This window comes from Bradyrhizobium sp. UBA2491 (assembly GCF_002341725.1).
Classification (GTDB): Bacteria; Pseudomonadota; Alphaproteobacteria; order Rhizobiales; family Xanthobacteraceae; genus Bradyrhizobium.
Map to the genome: position 1 here is coordinate 1 of NZ_DDOP01000107.1, position 7,886 is coordinate 7,886.

Annotated in this window: 5 protein-coding genes; all 5 read right to left on the reverse strand. The window is 65.6% G+C overall.

Going from position 1 to position 7,886, the window contains the following annotated elements:
• Positions 1 to 178: 178 nt before the first annotated feature.
• The 5 genes from B2W55_RS34005 to ileS all read right to left on the reverse strand — a co-directional run bounded on the left by B2W55_RS34005 (position 179) and on the right by ileS (position 7,622).
• On the reverse strand, positions 179 to 1,489 hold the full coding sequence (locus tag B2W55_RS34005) for a M16 family metallopeptidase (protein WP_043855271.1): 1,311 nt from the start codon (positions 1,487 to 1,489) through the stop codon (positions 179 to 181).
• Between the two features lie 50 nt (positions 1,490 to 1,539).
• The gene (locus B2W55_RS34010) at positions 1,540 to 2,928 is read right to left on the reverse strand and encodes a M16 family metallopeptidase (RefSeq protein WP_024581114.1); all 1,389 of its coding nucleotides are present in this window, start codon (positions 2,926 to 2,928) and stop codon (positions 1,540 to 1,542) included.
• Positions 2,929 to 3,083: 155 nt separating this feature from the next.
• Positions 3,084 to 3,815, reverse strand: a complete 732-nt coding sequence (locus B2W55_RS34015) for a hypothetical protein (protein ID WP_024581113.1) — start codon at positions 3,813 to 3,815, stop codon at positions 3,084 to 3,086.
• A 99-nt stretch (positions 3,816 to 3,914) separates the two neighbouring features.
• Positions 3,915 to 4,412, reverse strand: a complete 498-nt coding sequence (gene lspA, locus B2W55_RS34020) for a signal peptidase II (RefSeq protein WP_024581112.1) — start codon at positions 4,410 to 4,412, stop codon at positions 3,915 to 3,917.
• Positions 4,413 to 4,577: 165 nt separating this feature from the next.
• Positions 4,578 to 7,622 (reverse strand): isoleucine--tRNA ligase, encoded by a 3,045-nt coding sequence (gene ileS, locus B2W55_RS34025; protein WP_024581111.1) that lies wholly within the window; start codon positions 7,620 to 7,622, stop codon positions 4,578 to 4,580.
• Positions 7,623 to 7,886: the final 264 nt, after the last annotated feature.

The following is a 7,886-nucleotide window of genomic DNA, read 5'->3' on the forward strand; positions in this document are numbered from 1 at the left end:
CTCCCCCGCAAGGGGGGAGGGTGCCCGCGCGCCGGTGCGTCCCTGACGATCCAAGCTTGAATGTCAGCAGTGATGTGAGGAGAGCACACCTCTCGGGCTCCCTCCCCCGCAAGGGGGGAGGGTGGGGGGTGGCCACAACGGTGCTGTGAATGAAGGAGGGCCGCGCTTCGAGAACGCGTCAGTTCGCCTTCGGCGGTGCGGACGCCGGCTGGGCGGCGGCTTGCGGGGCGCGGCCGACGATCACGGTGAGCAGGCCGTTGCCCCAGAGCTTCTTGGCGACCCGCTTGGCGTCGTCGAGCGTCACCGCATCGACGATGGCGTTGCGCTTCTCGATGTAGTCGATCGGCAGCTTGTCGAGCTGGTATTGCAGCATCGCCTGCGCGAGCTTGGAGGAGGTGTCGAGCGCCAGCATCTGCGAGCCCTTCAGATAGGACTTCGCCTCGTCGAGCTCCTGCTGTGTCGGACCCTGCTCGGCGATGCGGCGGACTTCGGTATCGATCGCATCGACGGTCTCGCCGGCGCGGTCGGCACGGGTGCCGGTGTTGCCGATGAACAGCGCCGAGTGATCCATCCAGAGCAGCGCCTCGTAGATCGAATAGGCCAGCCCGCGCTTCTCGCGCACTTCCTTGTAGAGCCGCGACGACAACCCGCCGCCGCCGAGAATGTGGTTCACCACATAGGCGGGCATGAAATCCGGGTCGTGCCGGTTGATGCCGGGGCCGCCGAAGGTGACGACGGTCTGCGGCACGTCGAGCGGCACGAAGGCGCGCTGCGGCGGCTTGGTCGCGACGACATCGGGTATCGGCGTCAGCTCGGCCTTCGCCGGCAGGCTGCCGAACGTCTTGTCGAGCAGCTTGCCAAGCGTATCGGGGTCGACGTCGCCGACGACAGCGATGCGCAGCGTATCCTTGGCGATGATGCGGCGGACATAGTCCTTGAGGTCGGAGATCTCGATGGTCGGCACGCTTTCGAGTGTGCCGGTGGCCGTCCGGGCATAGGGATGATCGCCGAATGCCAGTTCTAGGAACTTGCGGCCGGCCAGCGTCGACGGATTGGTCGATTCGCGGCGCAGGTTCGAGATCGTCTGGGCGCGGATCCGCTCGACATCCTTCGGCTCGAACCGCGGCGAGGTCAGCGCCATCCGCAGCAGGTCGTAGGCCTCGTCCTTGTTGTCCTTGAGCATGCGCAGCGAGCCGCGGAATTGATCGCGGTTCGCCTGGAAGCTGAGCTCGATGGCGCGGCGCTCGAGCCGCTCATGATAGGTCTTGGAATCGAGGTCGCCGGAACCCTCGTCGAGCAGGTCGGCGACCAGATTGCCGACGCCGGGCTTGCCGGGCGGGTCCTGGCTGGCGCCGCCGCTGAAGGAATATTCCATCGCGATCAGCGGCACGGTCGCATCCTGCACGAACCAGGCTTCGATGCCGCCGGGCGACACCAGCCGCTGGATCTTGGCGGCGGCCTGCGACGGCGCCGATGACATCGCCAGCATCGCGGCGCAGGCGCCGCCGATCAGCGCCGCACGTCGGGTGAGGGAATAGATCACGAGCGCTTCTCCTCGCGTTTCGGCGCAGTATCCTTGATCAGATAGCCGGTCACCGACCGCTTCTTGTCGAGCCAGGTGGCGGCAGCAGCGCGCACCTGCTCGGCGGTCACCGCGCGGATGCGATCCGGCCAGCTCCTGATGTCGTCGATGCTGAGCCCGGTGGTTAGCGCTCCGCCATACCAGCGTGCCAGCGTCGCCTGGTTGTCCTGGGCGTAGATCGCTTCCGCAATGAGCTGGGTCTTGACCCGTTCGAGATCCTCGGCACGCGCCGGGTTCTGCGCGAGGTCGGCGATCACCTTGTCGATCGCATCTTCGATCTGGGCGAACGCGACGCCCGGCTTCGGCGTCACCGAGATCGAGAATTGCGACGGATCGAGCGCGGTGCCCTGATAGCCGGCGCCGGTCGAGATCGCGAGGCCCTTGTCGATGACAAGCGAACGATAGAGGTAGGAGTTGGCGCCGCCGCCCATCAATTGCGCAAGCACGTCGAGCGCCTGGCTCTCGCCTGCTGCCGCGGTCGTTGCCGACGGCACCAGATAGTAGCGGCGCAGTCCGGGCTGTTCGACGCGCGGATCCGACAGCGTCACGGTGCGCGGTGCGGCCGGCGTCGGCTCCTGCGGCCGGATGCGCTTCTCGGGGATCGCGCGCTGGGCCGGGATCGGGCCGAAATTCTTCTCGACCAGCGGGCGGATGTCCTTGACGTCGACGTCGCCGGCGATGACCAGGATCGCGTTGTTCGGAGCGTAGAAGCGCCGGTAGAAGGCGAGCGCATCCTCGCGGTCGAGCTTCTCGATCTCCTGATGCCAGCCGATCACCGGCCGGCCGTAGGGATGGTTGAGATAGAGCGCGGCCATGATCTGCTCGGTCAGCCGCGCGTCCGGGTTGTTGGCGACCCGCATGTTGTACTCTTCGAGCACGACGTCGCGTTCGGGCAGTACGTTCTCGTCCTTGAGGATCAGGCCGGTCATGCGGTCGGCCTCGAACTCCATCATGGAGGCGAGCTGATCGCGCGGCACGCGCTGGAAGTAGCCGGTGTAGTCGGTCGAGGTGAAGGCGTTCTCGTTGCCGCCGACGCGCAGCACGGTCTGCGAGAACTCGCCGGCCGGGTGCTTGGAGGTGCCCTTGAACATCAGATGTTCGAGGAAATGCGCTAGCCCCGATTTGCCGGGCGTCTCGTCGGCCGAGCCGACCTTGTACCAGATCATCTGCGTCACGACCGGCGTGCGGTGATCGGGGATCACCACCACCTGCAACCCGTTGTCGAGCGTGAAGCTCGCGGGGCGTTCCGAGGTGACGGTGGTCTGGGCGCGGAGGCCGGCGCCCGACAGCGGGATCGTGGAGACAAAGGCGGCAGCGAGCAGGGCAATCGAGCGGCGAGAGCGCATCACGGTCCTTATGAAAGCCCGGACGGATGGCCGGGGTGCGAAAGCAAGCCATCGTACACGGTCGTGGCCGTGTCCGTCGTCACGAAGCGGAGAAACACACGCCGCCCCGCATTAAGCTTTGCTCATGTCAGCCTTCGACCGCAAAGGCCAAGCGATCACTGGATCGGCTTTCCGGTCATGACGTCGTACTGGCCGTCATTCACCTTCGGCTTCATCGGGCCGGTGCCATAGGCAAAGCCCGAGGACGGTGTCTGATAGCCCGGCGGCGGCTCGGTCAGGGATTCGCGCGTCGGCTCGCCCGTGAACGGCTTGGATTCGCTGCTGTTTCCCTTGAACATGCCGAGCAGGCCGCCGGTGTAGCCGAGCTGGCTCGGCATCAGCGACGGATTGGTGTTGGCGCCGGGCTCGAGCGGCTCCTTGCGGCCGTCGGTCGCGGTCTGCTGCTTGCGGCCGGCCTCGATCTCGGCCGGCGTCAACGCCACCGCCGACTGCCACGGCTCCTTCTTGACTTCCTTCTTGCGTGCCGCGATCGCGGCCTTGCGGGCGGCGATATCCGGGTCCTTCGGCCAGTTCGGCGCGTTGACCTGGGTGGCCGAGGAGGGCGGCGGCAAATCGAGCTTCGGCGGCACCACCAGCGGCGAGCGCTCGCGATAGTCGATGCCCTTGCTGGCCGCGCTCTTGGCGCCAAGGCCGGTCATCAGGTTGTCGATGATCCGCTCTTCGAAGGTCAGCCCGTCGTCGCCGTCATCGTCATCGTCGCCGGCACGCACCGGGCCGGCCGTCATGACAAGGCCGATCCCGGCCGCGACGAAAGCCAGACGCAGGCCGCGCATCAGCGGCAGCCGGGACGTCTCGATCAGGTAACCGCGGACTTTGGTGTTGCGCATCGCGCCATTCCCATCTCAAAATTCGCCAAAGCGATCACCGGCTTAAGCACAGTTTCGCTCAATGCAGGTTGACTACCGACCGGCTCGTATCGGCCGGGATCAGGGCGCTTTTACGGCGGGGGTCCCCAGGACGGAATCATACAACAGGGCCGCCACCCCAGCAACGATCGCCACATCGGCGAGGTTGAAGATGTACCAATTATAGGTTTTTCCGGCGATCTCGACGTGAAACAGGGCGAAATCGACCACCGCGCCATAGGCGAAGCGGTCGATCCCGTTGCCGATGGCGCCGCCAATGATCAGGCCGAGCGATAGTGTCGCAAGCCAGGTCCGCGACCGCGCCATCCAGATCGCCAGCGCGATCACGGCAGCGGCCTTGATCGCCATCAGCAGGATCTGGGCCGACGGGGTCTCGCTCTGGAACCAGCCGAAGCTGATGCCGGGATTCATGGCCAGCACCAGGTCGAAGAACGGCGTCACCGTCACCGGGGCATGGCGCGCGATGTCGAGGACATGGAGCAGCCAGAGCTTGGAGGCCTGGTCGGCGATCAGGGTGATGACCGCCGCCAGCGCACCGGCGCGAACGGGAGCGGTCATCGGAGGCCCACCAAAGGTGTCGTCCCGGCGAAAGCCGGGACCCATACGCCGTGCCGGGTGTTGTTTGAACGACTCGGAGTCATCAACCTCAGTCCATTTGAGACAGCGGTGGTTATGGGTCCCTGCTCCCGTGCGCAAGTGCGCACCAGGCAGCAGGGACGACGGCTAGGCCGTGACCCCCAGCGCCTTCCATTCGCGCAACGCTTGCGCATCGCGCGGCGAGACGTCGGGATACTCAGGGTCCTCGCCGACCGTGGGGAGGATCTTCCACGAGCGCGCGCATTTGGTGCCGACCGCCTTCTCGACCACGACCGCAACACCCGGCACCGCATCGAGGCGGAACGCGGTGGCCGGCGCCTCGCCCTCGCGCACCTCGTAGTTCGAGGTGATGCAGACCTCGGCGAGATCGATGTCGAACAGCGCGGCCAGCATCTGTCTGTCGGCGACGTAGATCACCGGCGAGGCTTCGAGCGACGAGCCGATCTTCTTGTCCTTGCGCTCCAGTTCGAGCGCGCCGGTGACGACGCGGCGGACGTTGCGGATCGTCTCCCATTTCGCCGCCAGCGCATCGTTGCGGAACTGCTCGAGACCTTCCGGGAATAGCGTGAGATGCACCGAGGGCTCGGCATTCGGCCGGTACATCCGCCAGGCTTCGTCGGTCGTGAAGCTCAGGATCGGCGCCAGCCATTTCAGGATCGCGTCGCAGAGCAGGTCGATCGTGGTCAGCGCCGCCTTGCGCGCCACTGAGGACGGCGGATCGCAATACAGCGTGTCCTTGCGGATATCGAAATAGAACGCCGACAGCTCGGAGTTCATGAACGCCGCGAGGCTCGCGACCACGGTCTTGTAGTCGAACGCGGCATAGGCGTTGCGGATGGTCTCGGCGTGGCCGGCCAGTTCGTGCAGCATCAGCCGTTCAAGCTCGGGCATCTCGGCAAAGCCAACCTTCTCAGCTTGCTTGAAGTGATGCAGCGTGCCGAGCATCCAGCGGATCGAGTTGCGCAGCTTGCGATAGGTCTCGACGGTGTTTTTCAGGATCTCCGGACCGATGCGCTGGTCGTCGGCGTAGTCGGTGGCGCAGACCCAGAGGCGCAGGATATCCGCGCCGGAATTTGCGATCACGTCCTGCGGCTGGACCGTGTTGCCGAGCGACTTCGACATCTTGCGGCCGTTCTCGTCCAGCGTGAAGCCGTGGGTAAGCACGATGTCATAGGGCGCGCGGCCGCGCGTGCCGGCGCTTTCCAGCAGCGAGGAGTGGAACCAGCCGCGATGCTGGTCGCTCCCTTCCAGGTACATCACGGTGTCGTTGCCGCCGTCGACCTTGCGGACAATGTTGCCGAGCTGCGGGAAGTTTTGGCGGTCCTCCAGCACGAAGGCGTGCGTCGAGCCGGAATCGAACCAGACGTCGCAGATGTCGTCGACCTTCTTCCAGTCTTCCGAGGCGCGGGTGCCGAGGAAGCGCTCGCGGGCGCCGTCCATGTACCAGGCGTCGGCGCCTTCCTCCATGAAGGCCTCGGCGATGCGCTGGTTGACGACCTCGTCTTGCAGGATCTCGGCCGAGCCGTCGCCGTTCTCGCGCACGAACACCGCGATCGGCACGCCCCAGGCACGCTGCCGCGAGATCACCCAGTCCGGACGGTTGGCGATCATGCCGTTGATGCGGTTCTCGCCGGCCGGCGGCACCCATTGCGTGACCGAGATCGCGTGCAGAGCGCGGGCGCGCAGCGTGTCGCCCTTCCTGGCGTGGCCGTGCTCCGCCATAGCCCCGGGCTTGCCCGGGGCGTCCACGATGTCCTTGTCCATCGCGATGAACCATTGTGGTGTGTTGCGGAAGATCACCGGCTTCTTGGAGCGCCAGGAATGCGGATACTGGTGCTTGAGGGTGCCGCGCGCGAGCAGCTTGCCGGCTCCGATCAATTCCTTGATCACCGCATCGTTGGCATCGCCCTTCTCGCCCTCGTCGGTGATCACGCGCTTGCCGATGAAGCCGGGCGCTTGCGCGGTATAGGCGCCATTTTCGTCCACAGTGTAGGGGATCGCGGTCGTGATGCTGCGGTCGGCAAGCTCTCGCCCGTTCGCCATCCAGACGTCGAAGTCCTCGCGGCCGTGGCCAGGTGCGGTGTGCACGAAACCGGTACCGGTGTCGTCGGTGACGTGGTCGCCGGCGAGCAGCGGCACGGTGAATTCATAGCCGCCGCTGAAGCCGCGCAGCGGATGGGCGCATTCGACGGCGTCTAGCGTGTCGCCGGGGATGTCGCGCAGCTTCTCATAGGCGGCGACGCGTGCCTTCTTGAACACTTCTGCCGCCAGCGCGTCGGCCAGGATCAGGAGGTCGCCCGGCTTCGCCCATTTCGCATCCGGCGCATCCGTCACCTTATAGAGGCCATAGGCGATCTTCGGCGAGAACGAGATCGCGCGGTTGCCGGGCAGCGTCCACGGCGTGGTGGTCCAGATCACGACCGAGGCATTGGCCAGCGCGCCATGTGCCGGCGAGGTGACCGGGAATTTCACCCACACCATGTCGGAGGTGTAGTCCTCGTATTCGACTTCGGCTTCGGCGAGCGCGGTCTTCTCGACCACGCTCCACATCACCGGCTTGGAGCCGCGATACAGCGTGCCGTTGGCGGCGAACTTCATCAGCTCGCGGGCGATCTGGGCCTCGGCCGGATAGCTCATCGTCTGGTAGGGATGATCCCAGTCGCCGATGATGCCGAGTCGCTTGAACTCCTCGCGCTGCACGTTGATCCAGTGCGTGGCATAGGCGCGGCATTCCCTGCGGAACGCGACCATCGCGGCAGAGTCGCGGAAATCCGGCTTCTGCTTGCCCTTGGAGCGGTAGTTCTCCTCCTCGATCTTCCATTCGATCGGCAGGCCGTGGCAGTCCCAGCCCGGCACGTAGTTGGAGTCGAAGCCGAGCATCTGCTGGCTCTTGGTCACGACGTCCTTGAGTATCTTGTTCAGCGCGTGCCCAATGTGGATGTTGCCGTTGGCGTAGGGCGGGCCGTCATGCAGCACGAATTTGGCGCGGCCCTCGGCTTCCCGGCGGAGCTTGTCGTAGAGGCCGATCTCGTTCCAGTAGTTCAGGATTTCGGGCTCGCGCTGGGGCAGGCCGGCGCGCATCGGGAATTCCGTTTGCGGCAGGTAGAGGGTCTTGGAATAGTCCCTGGTGTCAGTCTTTTGGGCGTCGGTCTTTTGCGGCTTGTCGGACATGAAGGCTCTGATCTGGCAGGTGAGGGCGCGGAAACGCGATCAATCGGGGTAAAACGACGAAATCCCGGTCTTGCGCCGAGCCCTCAGGCTCAGGCGGAAGCCGGGCCGCTAATCCGTATGATGCGCCGCGAAAACATCGGGTTTCCTTAGCAGCCAAGCGGGGAATTCGCAAAGCCCCGGTTGGCCGGCCGGACCGTCCCGCGGGAGCGCCCCTGGGGCGGCGGCGGAGGTGCCACCTCTCCCTTGGGGAGAGGTCGATTTGCG